Consider the following 22,057-nt stretch of genomic DNA (forward strand, 5'->3'; position numbering starts at 1 on the left):
GATGATTCTTGTCAATTCGAGTGATTTTAATGACTAAAAGGAATTAAAATTGTATCGAGAATTTGAATTATTTTATATTGATGAATTTTATACAAAAAAGTTCTCGATACAATTTTTTTGAAGGAAAAAAATCACTCGAACTGACAGTTTATTTAATTTTTAAACAGGCTCTTAATTAGTACTGATAATCTTTAAAACCAAATCTTTAGTCAACGTTTGTCCGTTGGCTATTTTTTTGATGTTATCAAAGGTAAATACAAAATTACAACCGCTTTTATAATCAGAGCATCCATATGCCGATTTTCCTTTTAAAACTGTTCCTTTTTTACATTTTGGGCAGGGGATAGTTTCTGTGTTTTTGGTGTTTTTTGGAGTTGAAGCTTGAGTTGTTGCTTGTTTTTCTTCTAGTTTTAAGTTGAAATTTTCATCAAAACGAACTAAACCTTCTATTTTATCATTTCCGCTTTTGAAGCCTTTTAAATTAGTGGTGCAACCTTTATCTAGCAAGCGAATTAATTGATTTTCAGATATTTTTTTATCCATAAAACTAAAAGGTAAAGTAAAATTACAACCCGTTTTATATCCTGAACATCCGTAGGCTGTTTTTCCTTTTAATAATTGCCCTTTTTTACATTTTGGGCATGTTTTACCGACAATTGTTTTCTTAGAAGCAACCTCTTTTTTAGCTGATTTTATAGTTGTTTGCTTATCCGAAGAAAGTCGTTTTGTTTTGGTGCTTGAACGGACTTCATACACCAATTCATCCACCATTTTTTTCATGTTTTTGATAAATGTTCCTGCATTAAATTCGCCACGTTCAATTTCTTTTAGTCGTTTTTCCCAAAGCCCTGTAAGTTCTGCCGATTTTAATAATTCGTTATCAATTAAATCAATCAACTCAATTCCTGTTTCGGTAGGAATTACCAGTTTTTTCTGACGTTCAATATATTTTCGTCTAAATAAAGTTTCAATAATACTTGCACGTGTTGACGGGCGACCGATACCATTTTCCTTCATTAATTCACGCATTTGATCGTCATCGACTTGTTTTCCTGCGGTTTCCATAGCTCGTAACAAACTAGCTTCGGTGTAATTTCGTGGCGGTTTGGTTTCTTTTTGTAAAAAACTAGGTTCGTGGGTTCCTTTTTCACCTTTTACAAAAGTCGGCAATACGTTGGTTTCTGTTTTTTTGCTGTCGTTTGCGTGCTCAAAAACAATACGCCATCCTTTTGATAAAATTTCTTTACCGCTTGTTTTAAAAGATATATCATCAACTTTTCCAATTACAGAAGTGTTCGCAACATCACTTTCAGGATAAAAAACAGCAATAAAACGACGGGTAATAATATTGTACACTTGTTGCTGATTGTAGGGTAAATTATTTTGAATCCCCGTAGGAATAATAGCGTGGTGATCGGTTACTTTTTTATCATCAAAAACCTTTTTAGATTTCTTTATTTTCTGCCCTAATAAAGGTTTTGTTAAAGCGCTAAAATTGGTTAATTTCGATAAAATTCCTGCTATTTTTGGATAGACATCGTTGGGTAAAAAAGTAGTATCAACCCTTGGATATGTTACCACTTTCATTTCATAAAGCTTTTGAACCATTTTTAATGTTTCATCCGCAGAAAACCCAAATTTAGTATTACAATATACTTGTAATCCTGTTAAATCGAATAATTTAGGAGCGTATTCTTTTCCTTTTTTCTTGGTTACTGAAGTGATTTCAAAATCATTTTCTTTTACTTTATCAGCAAAAATCTGCCCTGCTTCTTTCTTTAAAAAACGACCTTCTTCGTAAGAAAAAAGTGTTTCTCTGTATAGGGTTTGTAGTTCCCAATATGGCTGTGATTTAAAATTTTGAATTTCTTTAAATCGATTAACTAACATTGCAAGGGTAGGGGTTTGCACTCTTCCTACGGATAATATTTGTTTGTATCCGCCAAATTTAACGGTGTATAATCGGGTGGCATTTAAGCCTAATAACCAGTCGCCGATAGCACGTGAAAACCCTGCGTAATATAAATTATCGTATTCTTTAGAGGGTTTTAAATTTTTAAAACCTTCACGAATTGCTTCTTCGGTTAGCGATGAAATCCATAAACGTTGCACTTCGCCTTTATAACCAGCTTGGTTGATTACCCAGCGCTGTATTAATTCTCCTTCTGTTCCTGCATCGCCACAATTAATAACCAAATCGGCTTTGTCAAATAATGATTTTACAATTTTAAATTGCTTTTGAATACCTTGATCGCCGGTTACTTTGGTATTAAAATGTTCGGGGAGCATGGGTAAATTATTCAAATCCCAACTTTTCCAATGTGGTTTGTAATCTTTGGGCTCTAAAAGCGTGCATAAATGCCCAAAAGTGTAGGTTACCGCATAGCCGTTTCCTTCAAAATAGCCATCTCTTTTGGTGTTGGCTCCTAATATATTAGCAATTTCTTTTGCTACACTTGGTTTTTCGGCAATACAGACTTTCATTAGCTTTATTTATTCGATTTTTAGAGATTCGAAATTACTAAAATAAATTGGTTCGTATGAAAACTAATTTTTTATTCTTCGGATGCTGTTTTTTCTACCATTTCTAAATAAATATCTTCTACATGTTCTCGCGCCCAAGCTGTTTTTCTTAAAAAACCAAGGCTTGATTTTGTTGTTGGATTGTTTATAAAACAACGAATATTTACACGTTCTCCTAAATATTCCCAGCCATAATGTGCTACTAAACGTTCTAAAACTTGTGCTAATTTTACGCCGTGAAGTGGGTTTTTTAATTGTTCTTCGGTAGCTTGTCTTCTAATTTTTTTAACAGGTTTTGCTGTTGTTTCTTCGTTTTTTTGTTGGTCATTTTGTTGGTTATTTTCAGTACTATTATGATTATTTTCTACGGTCATTGTTTATATAGTATTTGCCTGTTATTTTTTTCTGATTTTAGCGAAGTTATTGATTTAGACCTTAAAATTCAAGCTAAATTTTTAGACATTTTTAAAAAATTAGGTAGCGTATATTTATTTAAATAACGGCACTTTTAATAGGCTATAATAAAGTACCTTTGACGCAGTTTTATAACGCTTTTAATTTGTAAAACTAAGTAGCTATTTTTAAGCTGACAATAACAGAAAACCCAATTATGATTACAGACATAAAAATAAATAAACCAACGCCAATTGCTGTTGATAAAACCATAAAACCATATAAAGGTGGTACAAATATTAGAGCTACTATCGAAACTTTAGAAGCTGGTAAATATGTGTTAATTACTGGCTTATACAGTAATGGTTTAACGCTTTTAGAAGAATTACATAAGTATTTGAAAAGAACGTTGCCAAACAAAACTTTTGAAGAGCAACGTGCGTATAGAGCAAAATATCAAGCACTTTCAAACCTTGTTTTAGTTGAAATAGCTGATCATAAATTAGTTGTTAGAAAATCGCCATCAATAGGTTGGTTTGAAAAATTTTATCCTGAAAACACCAATTATTTACTAACGTTCCCTCAAGTTCAAGGGTTAAATAGTGCTTGGCAATGGTATTTAAAAGGACTTACGATTCCTGTTTTACGTAATAAAATACATCCATATTATGGAACGTATTTTCCAACTCGTTTTGAACATTTATATATTTTTGATAAATGGTTATCAAAATATGAAGGTGCTAAAAAATCGGCTGTTGATGTAGGTATTGGCTGTGGTGTTCTTTCTTTTCAGATGGTAAAACATGGTTTTCAGAAAGTTTTTGGTACCGATACCAACCCAAATGCGATTGCTGGATTATCTGAATTTATGGGAGAAACAAAGTTATCTCGAAAAATAGAGTTAGACTTTGGGCATCTTTTTGGAAACTTAAAAAAGCAAACAGAATTAATTGTTTTTAATCCACCTTGGTTGCCAAAATTACAAAAAGGCGATGCAATTGATAAAGCAATTTATTATGATGAAGATTTGTTTCCAGAATTTTTTGAACAAGCAAAAGAACGTTTGTTACCTGATGGAAAATTACTGCTTTTATTTTCAAATTTAGCAGAAATTACCAATGTAACAAAAGAGCATCCAATAAAGAATGAACTAGCTAAAGGCGGAAGATTTCAATTGGAAAAATGTTATACAAAACCTGTAAAAAGAGCTTCTGAAATAACAAAACGTAACCAACATTGGCGTTCTTTAGAAGAAGTGCAACTTTGGGTATTGACTCATAAATAAGCTTATTTACATAAATATATTTTGTAATAAATTAAACCTCACAGGTTTTTAAAATCTGTGAGGTTTTTTATTGAAAAAAAATTAAAGAAATTTCTTGATTTTTCTCTTTAAAGTATGACTGTTTTTTAAACAATTTAGTAAATCAGTTTGATGAGGTTTAGATAAAGTTCCTTTAACAATGTAGTCAATACCTTTAATTGGGTAAAGTTTAGATAGCTTTATTAAGCTATAAGTGTCTACATAATTTGCGTAAATAAAAGTGTCTTTTAGAAAACTAAAACCAGTATTATTACAAATTTTGGAATTTTTTAAAAAGCAAAAACAACTGATACATTTATCAGGATATTCGATGCAACCTTCTACTTTTATCGCATCAGGAATAAAATCTTGAGATGAAGGTAAACTAACAACAATAATTTCATTATCAATGTTTTTTAAACTGATAAAAAACTTTGATTTTGGTGTTGCACCATTTTAAAAATGAAGTTCGGGAAAAATAATATTTCAAAAGGATTACATTCCATAAAACCTATTTATTTCTTTTGATTCTAGATATATTTTATATGTTTCTTGTTTTTCTTGCGAAAGTAAATCGCTTAAATTGATTTTAAAATCGGTAGTTCTTCTTGTTTTATTAGCGAAACTTTCTAATAAATTATTTTCTTTTGCTATTTTATACCATAAAGTATGTGGTAAATGTGTTTGCTCAATTAATTCTGTTGCGTTTAAATGACCCAAGTTTTCAATTAAAATATCCATTAGTTCAATATCTATATCTGAAAATTCATCATCAATAAATGAATGTTTAGGCTCAATAAAACAGCCGTCTAATCCATTTATATGAGCGTGTTTTATATGTTCGTTTAACATATATGGTTCGTTTATTTCGGCATATAAATCTTCAGAAACAGGTCCTAAATGCCAAACTTCCCATTCCAATCCTAAAAAAGGTTGTCCATGTTTTTTGATAGAGAATTCTTCTAAAAAATAAAGTAGTTTTATTGCTTTTGTTTTTGAAATTTCCTTCCCTAATTTTTCTTGAAAATAAATAAGGGTATTGCCTAATTTATCTATCTCTGATTTAGAATATTCCATTGTTTTTATGATTAGTTTTTTAAAAGTATGAAAATTTAGTTTAAATATTAGATGAAACACAGTTATTTTAAGATTAAAAATAAAATAATAGTATTCTATTTTTCTGTAAATTATTTTAAAATTTATCAAATAAAACCATCAATAAAAACAAAATTTGTGCTAAACCTTAAACTCTCGTTGTCTTTTTGCTTCAAAAGTTAAAATAGCAGCGGCAACCGAAACATTCATCGAATCTATTTGCCCTTGCATCGGAATATTGATGTTTTGGGTTGCTTTATCGCGCCAAATTTGGGTTAAACCTGTAGCTTCTGTACCGACAACTAAGGCAGTTGCTTGTGTGTAATCATTTTTATGATATTCGTTTGAATTTTGCAAAGTAGCACTGTAAATATTGATGTTTTTTTCTTGTAAAAAAGCAATAATTTCTTCGGATGTACCAACGCCAATTTGATTGGTAAAAACACAGCCAACACTAGAGCGTACAATGTTTGGGTTAAATAAATCAGTCTTCGGGTTTGCTATAAAAACGGCATCGACATTTGCGGCATCGGCGGTACGAAGCATTGCACCGATATTACCAGGTTTTTCAATGCTTTCGAAGATTAAAACAAGCGGGTTTTTAGTTTCAAACTGAATAGCATCTAAACTAAAATCTTTAGTTTTTACAACGGCAATTACACCTTCGGTAGTATCTCTGTAGGCTATTTTTTGATAAATTTCTTTAGTAATTTCGATGCAAGAAGCAGTAGCGACTCTTATCGCTTTTAAAGCATCTAAAGAAAACATATCAGGCACAAATAAAATGGTATCTATTTGATAATTTCCTTTGATAACTAAAGAAATTTCACGTTGTCCTTCGACTAAAAATACGCCTCTTTTTTTTCGTTCACGCGATTTATCTTGAAGTTTTAATAAATCTTTAATATAAGGGTTCTGTATGCTGCTAATTTGTTTCATAACCGCAAAAATACCTAATATTGGGAATTTTTATAGTTATTTATAGGAGAATATATTATCCGTGTTTTTATAGGTCGATTTCAACCATTTCTGCTCTTGCTCCAAATCGGATAGGTAAAATACTCGTTCCAATTCCTTTTGATATATACATTTTTGGCTCGGCTTTATCATACCAACCTTTTAAGTAATTACCGCTTCCTTGAGGTTTGAAAGGCACAATTCCTAAAAATGTAATTTGACCTCCGTGAGTATGCCCCGAAAGAACTAAATCAATCGTTAAATTTCCTGTTTGTTTTGCAATAATATCTCTATGTTGTGGGCAATGTGCTAAAACAATATTGGTTTGGGTCTGTTTTATGTTTTCAGTTGCGTTTTTAAAATCAGGATTTCCACCAACCAAATCGTCCATTCCAATTATTGATATTTCACGGTTTTTTATTGAAATTGTTCTGTTTTCATTGATTAATAATTCACAATTATTCTTGGAGTACATATTTTTAAGTTTTGTTAAATTTACTTTACCCCAATATTCCCAGTTTCCAGTAATTGCATATTTTTGGATAGAATTATCTATCAATTGCAAAAACTCATTTAAGGAATCAATTTTTTCAGTTTTATCAACAGAATCACCTGTTATAAATATTAAATCTGGTTTTATTGCGTTTATTTTTTTTGCAATAGATTTGTGAAAATATCGTAATTTGTCAAAATGTAAATCTGAAATTTGAATAATTTTCACCTTGTTTTCTTTTGATTTTGAGATGTCAAAATAATTCCACTCAATATTATATTTTTCAAACCAAAGTGCGTCTAAAAGAACTAATCCAATAGATGTTAATATTCCTCTCTTTATAAATTTTCTTCTATTTAATTTTTTCATTAAACTTCTTAAATATTCTGTTTTTTAAAAAAAACAGGTTATTAAAAATAATTACAGTTCACCAAGATTTAATTTCCCTATTTTTTTATCACCAGATAACCAAGCCGTATTTTTATCAAAAAATTGAATGCTATAATAAGGCTCTTCGCTTACTTTTTGCCAAGAATTTCCGCCATCATTAGAAAAACAAACGCCTGTTATACCTACAGCAAAAAGTTCTTTACCGTTGGTGTTTGGTACATATTGCACGCAACTTTTATAGGTTGGGTTTTGATTATCGGCAACTAATTTCCAGGTTTTTCCTCCGTCGGAAGTAAGTGCTTTATTGGCGCAATTATTAGTAGGTTTTGTGTAGTTTCCTCCAATAATAAATCCGTGATTTTCATCATAAAAATCAATAGAATAAATACCATCACCATCATTTCCTTGAATAATAGGCGTGTTGTAAATTTCCCAAGAATTTCCAAAATCGGTAGATTTTAAAACCCGTGCTTTTGTACCGCCAGAAGCAATCCAAACCGTGTTATTAACTATCGAAATATTGGTATTGCTTGCGGCATAAAAAGCTTCTCCTTTTTCAAATGTTGGCAATTGGCTACAGGGTAATTTTGTCCAAGAATTTCCGCCATCCGAAGTTAAAATAATAGCCGCACAATTTTCTTTATCTGTAGGATCTCCTACGGCAATTCCGTGTTTTTTATCATCAAAAAAATGTAAACTATTGTAAAATACCTTAGGATGCTTTTCTAGATAGACAATTTTTGTGGTATCGGCAGTAATTTTATATAACAAGGCAGGGTTTTCAACAGATAAAGCAAAAACTGCATTTTTAGTTACAGCAATACTTCTAAAATTAGGAATAATACTGTCTTGATAACGTATTTGTGTTTGATTCCAAGATTTTCCACCATTTTTAGTAGTACCAATTATTCCGTTTGAACCTGCAAAAACGATTTCATTTTTATGGATAATTTTAAGTGCACGAATACTGGTGTTTTCTTGTTTAAATTGACTGATTTTAATACTTTTAAGTTTTCTAGGGCTAACTTCTTTTAGCGAAGTTTTTTGACAGGAAAAAGAAATAAATAACACTAAAATTAAAATAGGGAAACGGTTCATTTTTTGATATTTTTACAAAACTAAAAATAGCAAAATCAATTTACTTATATCAAAAAAAATACATGAAAAAAGCATTGGTAATTTCTGGAGGAGGAAGTAAAGGCGCGTTTGCGGGCGGTGTAGCTGAATTTTTAATGAAACAAAAGAAAAAAGAGTACGATTTATTTGTAGGAACATCAACAGGTAGTTTAATGGTGTCACATTTAGCGCTAGGTAAAGTAGATTCCTTAAGGAAATTATATACCAATGTAAATCAAAAATCTATTTTTAGTAACAGTCCTTTTAAAATAAAGCTGGTTCATGGTGAAAAAGTAATATCAATTCGACATAGAAATACGTTTTGGAATTTTTTAAACGGAAGAAAAACTTTTGGGGAAAGCAAAAATTTAAGAAAACTAATCAAAAAGAATGTTACCCGTGAAATGTATGATGAAATTCGTGAAAAAAACAAGGAAGTTGTAGTAACGGTATCAAACCTAACAGCAAACCAAATTGAATATAAAGCGATTTCAGGATGTACTTACGAAGATTTTTGTGATTGGATTTGGGGTTCGTGTAATTACGTGCCTTTTATGAGTTTGTTAGAAAAAAATGGCTGTCAGTATGCTGATGGTGGTTTTGGAAGTTTAGTGCCTATTCGAGAAGCTATTTTACGTGGCGCTAAAGAAATTGATGCGATTATTTTAGAAACCGAGGTGAATCAAATTAATAGAATGCCTGCTAAAAACCCGTTTTCGCTAATGCTAGATGTTTTTGGTTTTTTGCTAGAGCATGTAGAAAAACATAATATTACTATTGGTAAATTATCGGCAAAACACCATGATGTAAAGTTGAATTTATATTATACACCAACTGTTTTAACAACAAACACTTTAGTTTTTGATAAAAAATTAATGACAAAATGGTGGAAATCGGGCTATGAATATGCTGAGAAATTAGATGCTGAAAAAATGGCGCCATTTAGGCCTGAAATGCTCGAAAATCAGGAAGCTATTAAAAATCAGGAAATAGAAGAAATAGAAGAAGGCTTGTAAATTATTTTTTAATAAAAAAACCCAACTTTTTTAGTTAGGTTTTCTTAGTTTTTTGTTCACTTTTTTTATCAAAAAGAAGGATTATTTTAAATCAACATACATGGTGTTGTAGTTTACATTGTTTGATTTTGAACTTCCAATTGTTTCTAATTGAATCATTTTACTATTCGTGTTTCCACGAGCTCCTGAGCTTATCAGTTGAAGTGTTTTTGCTAGTAAAGGCTCGGTTTTGTTACCTAATTCGCCTAAGTTACCAAAGTCTTCAAAACGTGTTACTGTTGGAGGAATACCTTCTTTATCGTTATGATTATCTTTGTTTACAATTTCTAAAACAATGGGTTGCATTGCCCAATTATGTGCTGTATTAATGTCTTTTTTACTAAAAGTAGGAGAGTCATATAATGTAATTGAACCTACATATTTTCCGTGGGTTTTACTTCCGACTGTTTTTACGTTAATATGTGGCACTAAACCGTTAATAACTAATTCAGATGCCGATGCTGAACTTTCTGTAATAATAAAATAAATATTGCGTAGGTTTAAACTGTTAATTTCTTCCGAAGTACTTATTTTATCTGTAAATTTATTGGTAATATCATCAGGATTAAGAACTGCCATATATTTACTGTTCCAGCGTTGTTTTGCAAAAATATCACCTGTAAATTGCCCTGTAATCATACTTGCTAATCGGGTTGCTGTGGTTACAGAACCTCCGCCGTTATATCTTAAATCAATAATTAAATTTTGAATACCTGCTGTTTTAAACTTAAGAAATGCTTGGTTTAATTCAGAATCAAAATTTGCGGTAAAACTATTATACATTAAGTAGCCCATTTTTTGCCCTGCATGCTCAATTGTTTTTGCAATATGAATTGGATTTTCGGTATAAACACTTTTTTCAAGAGTATAGCTTGTTGCATTTGTTATTGGATCACCATTATTATAATCGGCTAAATTAATAGTGTATGAATTTGCGTTTGAAAATAATAATTCTTTGTAGTTTTTATCGTTTATTGGCACGCCATTTACTTGGGTGAAAATCATCCCTCTTTTAATACCTTTAGTATCGGCGTCTGTTCCTGAAACAACATAACGAACATAACCAAATACTTCGCTAGCGTTTGTTTTGAATCTTTTTAAGCCAAATTCCATTCCTGTGGTTTGGCTTGTTCCTTGAAAAGATTGCTCTAAAGCAAGGTAATCATCAACAATCCACGACCATTTATCTAGCTCATTTCTTTTGTATAATAATTTTTCAAAAAAGTCTGACGGGTTTTCTGTTTCTGATAAAAAAGCATATAATTCTTGGTCGTTTGTAAAGCGTTTATCGGATAAATCAGCTACTTGATCTTGCCATAAATAATTGGCATTTAATCCTTTCCATATAAAATTTTGAATTTGAATATCGCTTGGAGTTGCTGCTTTTTTACTGCAAGAAACAACTGATATCAATAAAAATAAGCTGAAAAAGGTACTAGAAAATGCTTTAAATAATTTCATAAGGAATATATTAGCTATTATTAACGCAATTTAATGAATAATATTATTTTTTTATTAAGTTTGATGTAATAAACTTAAAATGAAAGATGAAAAGGCTTTTTAAAAATAGGCAAGTAAGCAATATACTTGCTAACTTGGCATTACATTTGTAAGAATATATTTGTTATTGTGTTCTTTAAAAATATTGAAAACGAAATAGTTATTAAATATTGAGTTGAAAATGGAAAAAATTAAAAAAAAATGGATAGCAGCAGTAACAGTAGCACTTGTAGTGTTATTTTTTGTAGGAAATAAAAAATATGAAGACTATCAGCAAAGAAAACAATTTTTGCAAATAACAGTAGCATTACAGTTAGTTTCAGAAAATTTAAACAAAGGAAATACAGCCTTAGCACGTTTAAATACCTACGATAAAACAGTACAAAAAGTAATAAATAGCGTAAAATAAAAGCTAAAAAAGATGACGAAAATTATAACAATAATAATAGGATTGATATTTACAGTAAACCTAAGTTTTGGGCAATCAATATTTGATAAACTAGAAGATATGGACGATGTATCGTCAGTAATTGTAAACAAAGATGCTTTTGAAATGCTCTCAAAATTTGATGTAAATTCACAAGATAACGAAGCTATAGAGGTTTTTAATATGGTTAAAAATTTAGACGAGTTAAAAGTATTTTCAACCAAAAAGCCAAGTGTTGTTGTTCAAATGGAACAGCTGCTTAAAAGTGCTGTTAGCAAAAATAATCTGGTAGCGTTGATGCGTATAAAAGATGAAAATTCTCGTGTAAAAATTTATGTAAAATCAACTAAAAACAAAAATTTTGTAAGTGAGGTTTTAATGTTTATAAAGGATAAAAAAGGTGAAAATGGCAAGGCAGAATCAATAATTGTATTTTTAACAGGTACTATTGATATTAATAAAATGTCAAAATTAGCAGCTACTTTTTCTAAGGATAAATAACAATAATCTTAAAAATAAAAAACGAAAACCATCAACTTATTGATGGTTTTTCTTTTTAACGACGCATTAACAAGTCTCCAAATAGAATTTCTTATTTTTGAGGTTCAAATTAAACTATTTTATGAAGTTTCAAAGCGCTTTTATACTGATACTCCTTTTTTGCACACTGAATTTATTTTCACAGTCAACTGCTGTTTATCATCCTGAAACAGCTAAAATTCACGATTTAATTCACACTAAATTAAAGGTTGATTTTAACTTTAAAGAAAAGCAATTAAACGGCGAGGCTTGGATAAGGTTAAAACCTCATTTTTATCAAACCGATAAGGTTACTTTAGATGCCAAAGCCATGCTTATTGATAAAATAACCATGAATAATCAAAAATTAGCCTATAATTATGATGATTTTAAATTGATTATTGATTTGCCTCGCAGCTATAAAAAAAATGAAGAATTTATCATTTATATAAAATATACGGCACGCCCTGAAAAGGTAAAACAAAAAGGAAGTGCTGCTATTACCTCGGCAAAAGGCTTGTATTTTATCAATCCGACAGGTTTAGATAAAAATAAACCAACCCAAGTTTGGACTCAAGGAGAAACCGAAGCAAGTAGTTGTTGGTTTCCTACAATTGATGCGCCAAATCAGAAAACATCACAAGAAATTTACATAACTGTTCCTGATAAATATGTAACATTATCGAACGGTAAATTAGAAAATCAACAGAAAAACAGCAACGGAACTCGTACCGATTATTGGAATTTTACTCAAAAACATGCGCCGTATTTATTTTTTATGGGCGTAGGCGAATATGAAATTGTAAAAGATAGTTATAAAAATATTCCTGTAAATTATTATGTCGAAAAAAAATATGCACCGCACGCAAAGGCAATTTTTGGAAACACGCCTGAAATGTTGGGTTTTTTCTCGAAAATTACAGGCATCGAATATCCGTGGAATAAATACGCACAAATTGTAGGGCGTGATTATGTAAGTGGTGCGATGGAAAATACTACGGCGGTAATTCATGGCGAACATGCCTATCAAATGCCAGGGCAATTAATTGATCAAAACATCCATGAAAACACCATTGCACACGAAGCTTTTCATCATTGGTTTGGTAATTATGTAACGGCTGAAAGTTGGAGTAATTTAACGGTAAATGAGAGTTTTGCTAATTACAGCGAATATTTATGGCAGGAATATAAATATGGAAAAAATGCTGCCGATGCACATTTATTAGAAGATATTGAAGGGTATAAAAACGGGCAGAATTTTGATAAACATTTGGTGCGTTTTAACTACACTGATAAAGAAGATATGTTTGACGCTGTTAGCTACAATAAAGGTGGTGCAATTTTACATATGTTGCGAAATTATGTAGGCGACCAAGCATTTTATGCGGGTTTAAAACATTATCTGACGGCTAATAAATACGGCACTGCTGAGGCACATCAATTGCGATTATCTTTTGAAGAAATTACAGGAAAAGACTTAAATTGGTTTTTTAAGCAATGGTATTTTAATAGCGGACATCCGGTATTGGAAATTTCTTATGATTATAATAAATTACGAAAAACAGTAAACGTAAATATTATACAAACTCAAGAAAACGACTTTAAATTTCCTTTAGCTATTGATATTTTTGAAGGTGATAAACCAACGCGTCATACTGTTTTTGTAAATGATAAAGATGCTTCGTTTACATTTGCATTTGTAAAACAACCAAGCTTAATTCAGGTAAATGCTGATGGAGTTTTATTATGTGATATTTTTGAAAATAAAGTATTGAGTGATTATATTTATCAACTAAAATATGCTACTAATTATCAACATAAAAAAGAAGCTTTAGAGGAGGTTTCTAAGCATCAAGATGATAAAAAAGCCTTTAATGCAGTTGTAAATGCTATGACTGCCGATTTTTATAAACTTAGAATTTTAGCCTTAGAAAACATTAATTTAGCGAATAAGAATGCTAAAAAAACTGCTATTCAAAAGATAAAAGAACGTGCTGTAAACGATTCGAAAACATTGGTGCAAGCAGCCGCTATTGAAACTTTAGGGAAATTAACCGACCCTGAATTAAAATCGGTTTTTGAAAAAGGATTGCAAAGTACATCGTATGCAGTTTTAGGAAAATCGTTAGTAGCGATGTATTATGTTGATAAAAAGTTGGCAATTCAAAAATCAAAAACACTGCCTATTGAAGTGAAAAAAATTATAGCAAATCCTTTAACACGTATTTATTTAGAAGAAAATGACGACGATGAGCTTGTTTTTATCGCAAGTAATGTGATGTCGGGGATGTACTTAAGCCAAGATAATCAAATACAATCGTTGTATAAAAAGGCGTATTTAAAAATTGCAAAAAGTAATAATATACAGGCTATTAAAAATTTATCGGCAGATATTGTTTCGAAAGGAATGCAATATAAACAATATGGTTTTGATAAAGTAGGCGTAAATTTATTGCGTGAGTTGGTACAAAAACAAAAGAAAGAGAATCATCTTAATAAATTAAAAAATATTGAAATTGCAAAAATGGCAATGGCGCAATTATTAGAATAAAAAATAGTTAAACGAAATTCTTAATTATTGGCATATTAGTTGCTTTTGTTATCAAAATTTAAAACTCATGAAAAAAACTACTTTATTACTGCTTTTTATAAGCTTTGTAACGCTTTCTTGCAACAGTCTTAAAACCACTGAAAAAGCATTAAATACAGGCGATTATGAAAAAGCAATTGCTTTATCAATTAAAAAATTAGCAAAAAATAAGTATAAAGCGAAAAACCAACCCTACGTTATAACGCTTCAAAATGCTTTTTTTAAGGCTACAAATAGAGATTTAGAAAAAATAGATTATTTAAAAAAAGAGGCAAATTCTGCAAATTTAGAAGCTATTTATACGTTATATCATCGCTTAAAAAACAGGCAAGAAAAAATTAAGCCCTTATTACCTTTAACTGATGTTTCAACAGGTAAAATTGTAGATTTTAACTTGGTTAATTACGATACTAATATTATTGACGCTAAAGAAAATTATGCCGATTATTTATATCAAAAGGGTGTTCGTTTATTAAATACTGGCTATCAAAATAAGATGAATTATAGAAATTCATATACTGTTTTTACCAAATTAAATAAAATATCACCAAATTATAAAAATACCAACGATTTACAGAAACAAGCACATTTAAAAGGAACAGATTATATTTTTGTATCTTTAAATAATCAAACAAATCAAATAATTCCGAGAAGGCTAGAAGCTGATTTATTAGCATTAGACACCTATGGATTAAATAATTTATGGACGGTATATCATGCGGAAAAAAATAGTTTAGTAAAGTATGATTTTGATGTGGAGTTAAATTTGAGAAGTATTGTTATTTCGCCCGAAAAAATTCACGAAAAAGAAATTATCAAAGAAAAACAACTTAAAGATGGCTTTAAATATTTAAAAGATAACAAGGGTGGTTATGTAAAAGATAGTTTAGGTGTTAAAATTAAAGTTGATAATTTTAAAACTATTAGATGTCAGTTGTATCGTTTTACACAATTTAAGAGTAGTAAAGTAGCAGGTGTTGTAAAGTATTTTGATAATTCAACAAATCAATTAATAGAGAGTTTTCCTATTGATAGCGAATTTATTTTTGAACATATTTACGCTCGTTATGATGGCGACAGACGGGCTTTAGACGAATCGTTTTTTAATTTAACAAGATTGCAATCGGTAAATTTTCCATCAAACGAGCAAATGGTTTATGATACAGGAAGCGATTTGAAAGAAAAATTTAAACATATAATTACTCGAAATAAATTGAGATAAACTTATAAATTAACGAATTTTTTTATAGTTTTTGTCAATTCGAGTGATTTTAAAGACTAAAAGGAATTAAAATAGTATCGAGAATTTGAATTATTTTATCTTGATGAATTTTTATTCATTTTTGATGCTAAAAAAGTTCTCGATACAATTTTTTGAAAGAAAAAATTACTCGAACTGACAGGGATTTTTTCTGATAATGAATCAAATTTACTTTACTGCAACCTCTCAAAAAAGGTTAATTCATAATCGGGCAATGCGGTTGGATTGGTAATTTTGATGAGGTCTTTTAATACCAAATCGGGGCGGGTTGGGGCTAATTCAAAATAGATAAGCCCGCCTGTTTTTCCTTTTTTTGTGCCAATCGTATAAGTGTTTCCATTTTTTAAGGCATCAAATTCTTTGTAGTGTTTGTTGGCGTTTAAAATTTCGTTTTTTGTTTGATAAAATCCGCAGCCAAGCCAAAAATCGGCAGTTTTTCCTTTGTCTAAAACACTTTCAAAACTAAGTTGTAAACTTCCCGAATTATTGGTTTCTTTCCATAAATAATCTAGATGCGCATCTTTAAAAAAAGTAGCCATAAAACTATTTCCGCCCGGTAGATTCCAAACTTCTTTAAACATGCTTCCTGATAAAATGCTTGGATAATTAGGACTTTTTTGAGCCGTATTTTTAGCATCTAAATAGCTTTTTTCAATAGCATTAAAAATACTATCGGCTTGTTTTTCTTTGTTTAAAAGCACGCCAAAAAACTTAATCCATTCCGCTCTTCCTAAAGGTGTTTCTTCTAGCCAATCGCCATTAAAAACAACAGGAATCCCTGCTTTTTTAATATTTTCGTATAATTTACTATTTGGATGTAACGAAAAACCAACCACCAATTCTGGCTGTAACTCTAGTAGTTTTTCGGTGTTCATATTTTGTTCATTTCCAAGCTCTATAATATGACCAGTATCAATTATTTTTCTTGTTTTTTTGGATGAAATATATTTAGTGTGTGGAAACCCAATTAAGGTGTTTTCACTGTTTAAAAGTTCGAGCATCGGGATGTGTGTGGTGCTAGTAACGACTAATTTTTTTACAGGAATTTTTAGTTCATTTTTAGAAATATCAGTTTTATTGGTAAGTGTAAATTCAAATTGTTTTTTAGAGTTTTGAAACACTTTTTTAATGATTAACTTTTTCTGATTATTATTAGTAATAATATCAAAGCCTTTGGCGTATTTAATGCTGCTAAAATTATGCTTTTCAGTGTTTTCTTGTTTGTTTTGATGTTGAGGTTCTTTTTTATCGGTGTTTTTACATCGGATAAAAAACAAGGAAATAATAAGAAGTGTAAAAAAATGTTTCATTTTGATGCTTGAATTATAGTGTAAATTTAACAATATGCCCGTAATTTAGTTTCAAATCGAAAGAATTTTCTAGCGGAATATTATGTACAAAAGCCCACAAACTTCTGATTACTCCAGCATGTGTAACGATAACAATACGTTGTTTTTTTAGCTTTTTAATATCATTTAAAAATTGAACAGTTCTGCTATGTAAATCAATGTAAGATTCGCCATTTGTAACGGTAATATTTACAAAATCGTTCATCCAAATATCTAACTCGGGTTTATTGATATCGTCCCATTTTTTCAGTTCCCAATCCCCAAAATCGAGTTCTTTTAATCTATCATCAAAAATAATAGTTTCAGATAATTGTTCTGCTAATAATTTACAACGTTTTAAAGGACTTGAATAATACGCTGTTTCGGTATCATTTATAGGAACTTCTTTTAAAATAGGGGATATTTCTGCTAAAAAAGTATCGGTAATGCCAATATCTGCTTGCCCGTAGCAAATTCCTTTTTCAATATTTGGCGTGGTATGTCTGACTAAAATAATTTCCATAAAATAAGTATTGATAAATAAAAAATAACTTCGGATACCTGTTGTAATGCCCCAGCACAATCGCCTGTTTGTCCGCCAATCCATTTTTTGAAAAAACGCCCCATATATAAATACGTTAAAAACAACGGAATTAAAACGGTAAATACTCTAATATCTTGAAAAAACACAAGTGGTACTAATCCGAAGAAACCAGAAATAATTAACGCTTTTGTACTCATTTTTTTTGTGGTCGGTTTGATTTTTGCGGTGTCAATATCTCTTACATATTGATGTGTATATAATAAAATAGTTGCGATAAAACGGCTAATTGCATGCCCAGAAATCAATACTAAAGGAATTGTTTTAATCGAATTATTGAATTGTAAAAGTTGGTGTAAACTCAATAATTTAATCGATAAAAGACAGATAATCCCAACAACGCCATAAGTTCCTAATCGAGAATCTTTCATGATGGTTAAAATTTTATCTTTCGTCCATCCGCCACCAAAACCGTCGCAAACATCAGCAAAACCATCTTCATGAAAAGCGCCTGTTGCTAAAACAGAAGCAATCAAACTAAAAACAAGTGCAATATTTGGGTTGAATAGAAAGGATGCTCCAACATAAATCAATCCTGAAATTGCGCCAATAAGAATACCAACTAACGAGAAATATCGACTGCTTTTATTTAAAATATCCGGAGAATGATTTACCCATTTAGGGCAAGGAATTCGGGTGAAAAATAAGACTGCTGTTAAAAAATAATGAATTTGATTTTTCATAAATTACCCTTCTGATATATTGGCACTTTTAAAAGTTGCCATTTCATTTAAAAAACTAACCGCAGCTTTTACAATAGGAAAAGCAATAGCACTACCTGTTCCTTCGCCTAAACGTAAACCAATATTTAACAGCGGTTTTGCCTTTAAAAATTGCAACATTTTTTGATGACCTTGTTCGCCTGATGTATGGCAAAAAATACAATACTCTAAAACGTTTTTATCGATAGCCTGTGCAGCTAATAAAGCCGAAGTAACAATAAATCCATCTACTAAAATGGTCATTTTTAAAGATGCTGCTTCTAGTATAGCTCCGCACATCATTACAATTTCAAAACCACCAAAAGTAGCCAAAGCATCTATTGGGTTTTGAATATTTTTTTGATGTAGATCAACTACTTTTCTAAGAATTTCAGCTTTTTTAAGAACTCCAGTAGCATCTAAACCAGTTCCTTTTCCAACACAATTTTCAATAGAAATATCAGTAAAATAACTCATCAATAAAGAAGCAGAAGAGGTATTTCCTATGCCCATTTCGCCAAAACCAATGGTATTTGTTCCTTGTTTATGTAATTCTGTAACTAGTTTTTTTCCTTTATCTAACGCCAATAAACACTCGGCTGTGGTCATTGCTTTTTCAATACTGTAATCTTTTGTTCCTTTAGCTATTTTTGCTGATATTAAATTAATATTTGGTTCAAAATCTGCATTTACACCTGCATCAACAATTTTTAAATTGATATCATTCTGATTACAAAAAACGTTAATTGCAGCTCCGTTATTTAAGAAGTTTAACACCATTTGTTGCGTTACTTCCTGCGGATAAGGACTTACAGGGTTCGATTTCACAATTCCATGATCACCAGCAAAAACAACAATACTTGGTTTAGATAAAGTAGGATTAAGGCTGTTTTGAATTTGTCCTATTTGTAAGGCAATTTCTTCTAAAATACCTAGTGATCCGAGTGGTTTTGTTTTAAAATCAATTTTATCTTGAAGTGCTGTTTTTAGGCTGCTAGAAATTGGGGATATATTTGTAGAATACATTTTTTTAGGTTTTTATTTTAAGATTAAAGGCAATCCTGAAACCATAAAAATGGCTTTATCGGCTTTTTTTGCAATATATTGATTCGTCCAACCTTGTAATTCGGTAAATTTTCTACCAATTTTAGTATCGGCATGTAAGCCCATGCCAATTTCATTGGAAATAATGATAATAGTGGCGTTTTTTTGGGCAATTGTATCAAGAAGTTTGTCTATTTCTTGAGTGGCTAAATGTAAACTTTTTTCAATATCGTTATTGGTATCTAAATAAAAATTAGTTAGCCATAAAGTAACGCAATCAATAACGACGGTGGCATTTTTAGGAATTACTTGACTTATATTTTTTTCTTCTTCAATAGTGGTCCAACGTTCATCTCTTTCAGAAATATGCCTGTCTACACGTTTTTTAAAATCGGCATCCCAAATTCTTGAAGTTGCTAAATAATACGGATTGTTAGATAATGATTCGGCTACTTGTTGTGCATAACTGCTTTTTCCTGATCGTTCTCCGCCAGAGATATAATACATCATAATTAATGAGAGAATTAATAAAGAATAATAATGAAATAAATTAAGCGGCAAAGATTGTAAAGATTTTTTTAAAAAAGTGAATAATAGCTTTTTTAATGATAATGAATTCTTATTATTAAAATAATACCCTACATTTGCCAAAAAATGTAGGTTTTGATGTTTGACAGAACAATCAAATTAAAAGGGAATTCGATGAAATACCGAAGCTGTTCCCGCAACTGTAAGCTAGAAAGCTTGTAATAATTCTTTTAAGTCACTGTTTTTTTAATGGGAAGACCAATTACAAGACGCAAGCCAGGAGACCTGCCTATATTTTAAATAATTCAAACCTTCGGGATAAAGGTTTTTAATATATTTATGAAAAAACACGTACTTTTTATACTATTTTTTATGGTGGCATTTGCTTGCTTTGCTCAAAAAGATTCGATTTCGAATGTTTTAGAGGAAGTGCTTGTTGTTGGAAATAAAAAAAAAGCTCGTAAAAAAACAAGTATAAAATCAATAAAAATAGGCATAAAACAACAAGTTAAAAACCCTATTAATTTCACTAATCTTTTACGATATAACAGCCCAATTGCCTTTAGAGATTATGGAAATGGGGGCGTAAGTACGGCTCGTTTTAGAGGAACTTCGGCTTCGAATACTTTGGTGCTTTGGAATGGAATCCCGATTAATTCCGTTGGTAGTGGGCAAACCGATTTTAATGCCTTATCTGCTAATATTAGCGATATTGTAATTGTTCAAAGTGGCGGAAATAGTACCGATTTTGGCTCGGGAGCTATCGGTGGAACGGTGCATTTAAACGATGAAATAAATTTTAAAAAACATCAAAAAATCCATATTTTTTCTTCTTTTGGAAGTTTTAATACAAGTTCTAATTTTTTTAAAAGTGCTTTTGCTGATAAAAAATGGAGCGTAAAATTGGCTTCTACATTTAATTATTCTGATAATGATTATACCTTTATTGATAAGCGATATAAAGATGAAAATGGGCATTTATTGAAAAATAAAAATGGAAATTATAAAAATTATGGCGTTAATTTTAATATCGCTCACCAATTTAATTCAAAAAATAAACTTGCTTTTTATACCACAAAATATTACGGAAATCGGTTGTTTTCCGATGGATTACCAAATCCTTCCGCAGGAAGTGAACGCAATGAAGATTTTAATCAACGCAATTTATTACAATGGAACTATAAGTATTCATCTGAATTTAAACAGCTACTAAGTATTGCTTATTTAACCCAAGAATATCGCTATTATACCAATAAAAATGCTATCGATTTTAGTTTTGGAAAATCGCAAACGACACATATTAATTATAACTTAACTTATAGGGCTTCGAATATTTTATCTTTTAATTATAAAACTGTTTTTGAAAATATTACGGGCAAAAATTTAGCTAATAATTCAAAAATAACTAAAAAAAGAAATTCAATCGCTTTTATCGGAAGTGTAAAATATCAGCCTATCAAAAAAGTTAAAACAAGTTTACAGCTAAGAAAAGAACTTAATTCAGATTTTAACGTGCCTGTTTCTGTATTTGTAGCAGGTGAATATAAAATAGCTTCAAAAGTAAATTTTTCAGCGAATTTCTCTACCAATTACAGAGTGCCAACGTATAACGAAATGTATTGGCCGATAGTAGGAAACTTACATTTAGTAGCAGAAAATTCGGTTCAAGGAGAAGCGGGTGTTTCTTTTAAAAATAAAAATATAGAGTTAAAATCAACAGCGTTTTATATTCATATAAATGATAAAATTTTATGGCTGCCCGCTGGAGGTAGTAATTTATGGCGACCAAAAAATGTAAATGATGTAGTTCATAAAGGGGTAGAATCGTTTATCAGTTTTCAAAAAAAAATAGCAGAACATCGATTTGCTATTTCATCGAATTACACGTTTACAACGGCTGAAAATATCGAAAATAATAAAATTTTGCCTTATGCTCCAAAGCATTTATGGAATTTTACTGCCGATTATTCTTATAAAAAAATTAGTGTTTTTCTACAGAGTTTATATCAAAGTAAAGTATATACGAATGAAATAAATTTAGATTTTTATGCACTCAAAAAAGTAAATGTGCAAAATATAGGGCTTAATTTTAATTTATCAACAACAAAAATAAACCTTCCTATAATTGGGGTAACGGTTAATAATATATTTAACAAAGTGTATTATTTTTCAAATTTACGCCCGATGCCAGGAACAAATTTTAATATTAATATCAACTATAAATTTTAATAAA

19 protein-coding genes and 1 riboswitch are annotated in these 22,057 nt (G+C 30.3%); of the genes, 7 read left to right on the plus strand and 12 right to left on the minus strand.

Translation table 11 applies throughout. From position 1 onward, the window contains the following. Nucleotides 1-171: 171 nt before the first annotated feature. Nucleotides 172-2,484 (minus strand): type IA DNA topoisomerase, encoded by a 2,313-nt coding sequence (locus DPIF8902391_RS01720; RefSeq protein ID WP_058884784.1) that lies wholly within the window; start codon nt 2,482-2,484, stop codon nt 172-174. A 71-nt stretch (nt 2,485-2,555) separates the two neighbouring features. Beyond that, nucleotides 2,556-2,897: a VF530 family protein gene (locus tag DPIF8902391_RS01725; RefSeq protein WP_083501055.1), complete on the minus strand. Its 342-nt coding sequence runs from the start codon at nt 2,895-2,897 to the stop codon at nt 2,556-2,558. 236 nt (nt 2,898-3,133) lie between these two features. Between DPIF8902391_RS01725 and DPIF8902391_RS01730 the strand changes: the two genes are divergently transcribed. After that, nucleotides 3,134-4,201: a methyltransferase gene (locus DPIF8902391_RS01730; protein ID WP_058884785.1), complete on the plus strand. Its 1,068-nt coding sequence runs from the start codon at nt 3,134-3,136 to the stop codon at nt 4,199-4,201. A gap of 513 nt (nt 4,202-4,714) precedes the next feature. Here the strand turns inward: DPIF8902391_RS01730 and DPIF8902391_RS01735 are convergent. From DPIF8902391_RS01735 to DPIF8902391_RS01750, 4 genes are all read right to left on the minus strand, one after another. Beyond that, nucleotides 4,715-5,296: a Panacea domain-containing protein gene (locus DPIF8902391_RS01735; RefSeq protein ID WP_172504862.1), complete on the minus strand. Its 582-nt coding sequence runs from the start codon at nt 5,294-5,296 to the stop codon at nt 4,715-4,717. Nucleotides 5,297-5,455: 159 nt separating this feature from the next. Next, entirely contained in the window at nt 5,456-6,253 is a 798-nt protein-coding gene (locus DPIF8902391_RS01740; RefSeq protein WP_172504863.1) for a TrmH family RNA methyltransferase, read from the minus strand. Between the two features lie 67 nt (nt 6,254-6,320). Continuing rightward, nucleotides 6,321-7,133 carry a metallophosphoesterase gene (locus tag DPIF8902391_RS01745; protein ID WP_172504864.1) on the minus strand — a complete coding sequence of 271 codons (813 nt, stop codon included), beginning with the start codon at nt 7,131-7,133 and terminating at the stop codon, nt 6,321-6,323. A gap of 51 nt (nt 7,134-7,184) precedes the next feature. Beyond that, nucleotides 7,185-8,252: a WD40/YVTN/BNR-like repeat-containing protein gene (locus DPIF8902391_RS01750; RefSeq protein WP_172504865.1), complete on the minus strand. Its 1,068-nt coding sequence runs from the start codon at nt 8,250-8,252 to the stop codon at nt 7,185-7,187. Nucleotides 8,253-8,314: 62 nt separating this feature from the next. Between DPIF8902391_RS01750 and DPIF8902391_RS01755 the strand changes: the two genes are divergently transcribed. Then, nucleotides 8,315-9,286, plus strand: a complete 972-nt coding sequence (locus DPIF8902391_RS01755) for a patatin-like phospholipase family protein (protein ID WP_172504866.1) — start codon at nt 8,315-8,317, stop codon at nt 9,284-9,286. Nucleotides 9,287-9,367: 81 nt separating this feature from the next. Here the strand turns inward: DPIF8902391_RS01755 and DPIF8902391_RS01760 are convergent, their stop codons facing one another. Then, on the minus strand, nt 9,368-10,786 hold the full coding sequence (locus DPIF8902391_RS01760) for a S41 family peptidase (protein ID WP_172504867.1): 1,419 nt from the start codon (nt 10,784-10,786) through the stop codon (nt 9,368-9,370). 220 nt (nt 10,787-11,006) lie between these two features. On the opposite strand from DPIF8902391_RS01760, the gene DPIF8902391_RS01765 reads away from it, so the two are divergent. From DPIF8902391_RS01765 to DPIF8902391_RS01780, 4 genes are all read left to right on the plus strand, one after another. Continuing rightward, entirely contained in the window at nt 11,007-11,234 is a 228-nt protein-coding gene (locus DPIF8902391_RS01765; protein WP_172504868.1) for a hypothetical protein, read from the plus strand. Nucleotides 11,235-11,246: 12 nt separating this feature from the next. Then, nucleotides 11,247-11,753 carry a DUF4252 domain-containing protein gene (locus DPIF8902391_RS01770; RefSeq protein ID WP_101907249.1) on the plus strand — a complete coding sequence of 169 codons (507 nt, stop codon included), beginning with the start codon at nt 11,247-11,249 and terminating at the stop codon, nt 11,751-11,753. A gap of 121 nt (nt 11,754-11,874) precedes the next feature. Next, the gene (locus tag DPIF8902391_RS01775) at nt 11,875-14,322 is read left to right on the plus strand and encodes a M1 family metallopeptidase (protein WP_172504869.1); all 2,448 of its coding nucleotides are present in this window, start codon (nt 11,875-11,877) and stop codon (nt 14,320-14,322) included. Between the two features lie 67 nt (nt 14,323-14,389). Continuing rightward, on the plus strand, nt 14,390-15,583 hold the full coding sequence (locus DPIF8902391_RS01780; RefSeq protein WP_172504870.1) for a hypothetical protein: 1,194 nt from the start codon (nt 14,390-14,392) through the stop codon (nt 15,581-15,583). Nucleotides 15,584-15,795: 212 nt separating this feature from the next. Here DPIF8902391_RS01780 and DPIF8902391_RS01785 read toward each other — a convergent pair whose 3' ends face one another. From DPIF8902391_RS01785 to DPIF8902391_RS01805, 5 genes are read right to left on the minus strand one after another with little or no spacing between them, the layout of a single operon-like run. Next, nucleotides 15,796-16,932 (minus strand): ABC transporter substrate-binding protein, encoded by a 1,137-nt coding sequence (locus DPIF8902391_RS01785; RefSeq protein WP_172504871.1) that lies wholly within the window; start codon nt 16,930-16,932, stop codon nt 15,796-15,798. A 13-nt stretch (nt 16,933-16,945) separates the two neighbouring features. Next, nucleotides 16,946-17,473, minus strand: a complete 528-nt coding sequence (cobC, locus tag DPIF8902391_RS01790) for an alpha-ribazole phosphatase (RefSeq protein WP_058884796.1) — start codon at nt 17,471-17,473, stop codon at nt 16,946-16,948. Then, entirely contained in the window at nt 17,458-18,234 is a 777-nt protein-coding gene (locus tag DPIF8902391_RS01795; RefSeq protein ID WP_172504872.1) for an adenosylcobinamide-GDP ribazoletransferase, read from the minus strand. Before DPIF8902391_RS01795 ends, cobC begins: the two co-directional genes overlap by 16 nt. A 3-nt stretch (nt 18,235-18,237) precedes the next feature. Continuing rightward, entirely contained in the window at nt 18,238-19,278 is a 1,041-nt protein-coding gene (cobT, locus tag DPIF8902391_RS01800) for a nicotinate-nucleotide--dimethylbenzimidazole phosphoribosyltransferase (protein WP_172504873.1), read from the minus strand. A 12-nt stretch (nt 19,279-19,290) separates the two neighbouring features. Further along, nucleotides 19,291-19,806: a bifunctional adenosylcobinamide kinase/adenosylcobinamide-phosphate guanylyltransferase gene (locus tag DPIF8902391_RS01805; protein WP_172504874.1), complete on the minus strand. Its 516-nt coding sequence runs from the start codon at nt 19,804-19,806 to the stop codon at nt 19,291-19,293. A gap of 131 nt (nt 19,807-19,937) precedes the next feature. Next, nucleotides 19,938-20,131, plus strand: a riboswitch (cobalamin riboswitch). A gap of 32 nt (nt 20,132-20,163) precedes the next feature. On the opposite strand from DPIF8902391_RS01805, the gene DPIF8902391_RS01810 reads away from it, so the two are divergent. Continuing rightward, on the plus strand, nt 20,164-22,053 hold the full coding sequence (locus DPIF8902391_RS01810) for a TonB-dependent receptor plug domain-containing protein (RefSeq protein ID WP_172504875.1): 1,890 nt from the start codon (nt 20,164-20,166) through the stop codon (nt 22,051-22,053). The last annotated feature ends 4 nt before the right edge of the window (nt 22,054-22,057 follow it).

Source organism: Tenacibaculum finnmarkense genomovar ulcerans, from assembly GCF_900239495.1.
Taxonomy (GTDB): Bacteria; Bacteroidota; Bacteroidia; order Flavobacteriales; family Flavobacteriaceae; genus Polaribacter; species Polaribacter ulcerans.

What these genes read in the sequence shown, in the direction of transcription:
- DPIF8902391_RS01720 (WP_058884784.1), bottom strand. Translation starts at nt 2,484, where the DNA reads ATGAAAGTCTGTATTGCCGAAAAACCAAGTGTAGCAAAAGAAATTGCT.
- DPIF8902391_RS01725 (WP_083501055.1), bottom strand. Translation starts at nt 2,897, where the DNA reads ATGACCGTAGAAAATAATCATAATAGTACTGAAAATAACCAACAAAAT.
- DPIF8902391_RS01730 (WP_058884785.1), top strand. Translation starts at nt 3,134, where the DNA reads ATGATTACAGACATAAAAATAAATAAACCAACGCCAATTGCTGTTGAT.
- DPIF8902391_RS01735 (WP_172504862.1), bottom strand. Translation starts at nt 5,296, where the DNA reads ATGGAATATTCTAAATCAGAGATAGATAAATTAGGCAATACCCTTATT.
- DPIF8902391_RS01740 (WP_172504863.1), bottom strand. Translation starts at nt 6,253, where the DNA reads ATGAAACAAATTAGCAGCATACAGAACCCTTATATTAAAGATTTATTA.
- DPIF8902391_RS01745 (WP_172504864.1), bottom strand. Translation starts at nt 7,133, where the DNA reads ATGAAAAAATTAAATAGAAGAAAATTTATAAAGAGAGGAATATTAACA.
- DPIF8902391_RS01750 (WP_172504865.1), bottom strand. Translation starts at nt 8,252, where the DNA reads ATGAACCGTTTCCCTATTTTAATTTTAGTGTTATTTATTTCTTTTTCC.
- DPIF8902391_RS01755 (WP_172504866.1), top strand. Translation starts at nt 8,315, where the DNA reads ATGAAAAAAGCATTGGTAATTTCTGGAGGAGGAAGTAAAGGCGCGTTT.
- DPIF8902391_RS01760 (WP_172504867.1), bottom strand. Translation starts at nt 10,786, where the DNA reads ATGAAATTATTTAAAGCATTTTCTAGTACCTTTTTCAGCTTATTTTTA.
- DPIF8902391_RS01765 (WP_172504868.1), top strand. Translation starts at nt 11,007, where the DNA reads ATGGAAAAAATTAAAAAAAAATGGATAGCAGCAGTAACAGTAGCACTT.
- DPIF8902391_RS01770 (WP_101907249.1), top strand. Translation starts at nt 11,247, where the DNA reads ATGACGAAAATTATAACAATAATAATAGGATTGATATTTACAGTAAAC.
- DPIF8902391_RS01775 (WP_172504869.1), top strand. Translation starts at nt 11,875, where the DNA reads ATGAAGTTTCAAAGCGCTTTTATACTGATACTCCTTTTTTGCACACTG.
- DPIF8902391_RS01780 (WP_172504870.1), top strand. Translation starts at nt 14,390, where the DNA reads ATGAAAAAAACTACTTTATTACTGCTTTTTATAAGCTTTGTAACGCTT.
- DPIF8902391_RS01785 (WP_172504871.1), bottom strand. Translation starts at nt 16,932, where the DNA reads ATGAAACATTTTTTTACACTTCTTATTATTTCCTTGTTTTTTATCCGA.
- cobC (WP_058884796.1), bottom strand. Translation starts at nt 17,473, where the DNA reads ATGGAAATTATTTTAGTCAGACATACCACGCCAAATATTGAAAAAGGA.
- DPIF8902391_RS01795 (WP_172504872.1), bottom strand. Translation starts at nt 18,234, where the DNA reads ATGAAAAATCAAATTCATTATTTTTTAACAGCAGTCTTATTTTTCACC.
- cobT (WP_172504873.1), bottom strand. Translation starts at nt 19,278, where the DNA reads ATGTATTCTACAAATATATCCCCAATTTCTAGCAGCCTAAAAACAGCA.
- DPIF8902391_RS01805 (WP_172504874.1), bottom strand. Translation starts at nt 19,806, where the DNA reads ATGATGTATTATATCTCTGGCGGAGAACGATCAGGAAAAAGCAGTTAT.
- DPIF8902391_RS01810 (WP_172504875.1), top strand. Translation starts at nt 20,164, where the DNA reads ATGAAAAAACACGTACTTTTTATACTATTTTTTATGGTGGCATTTGCT.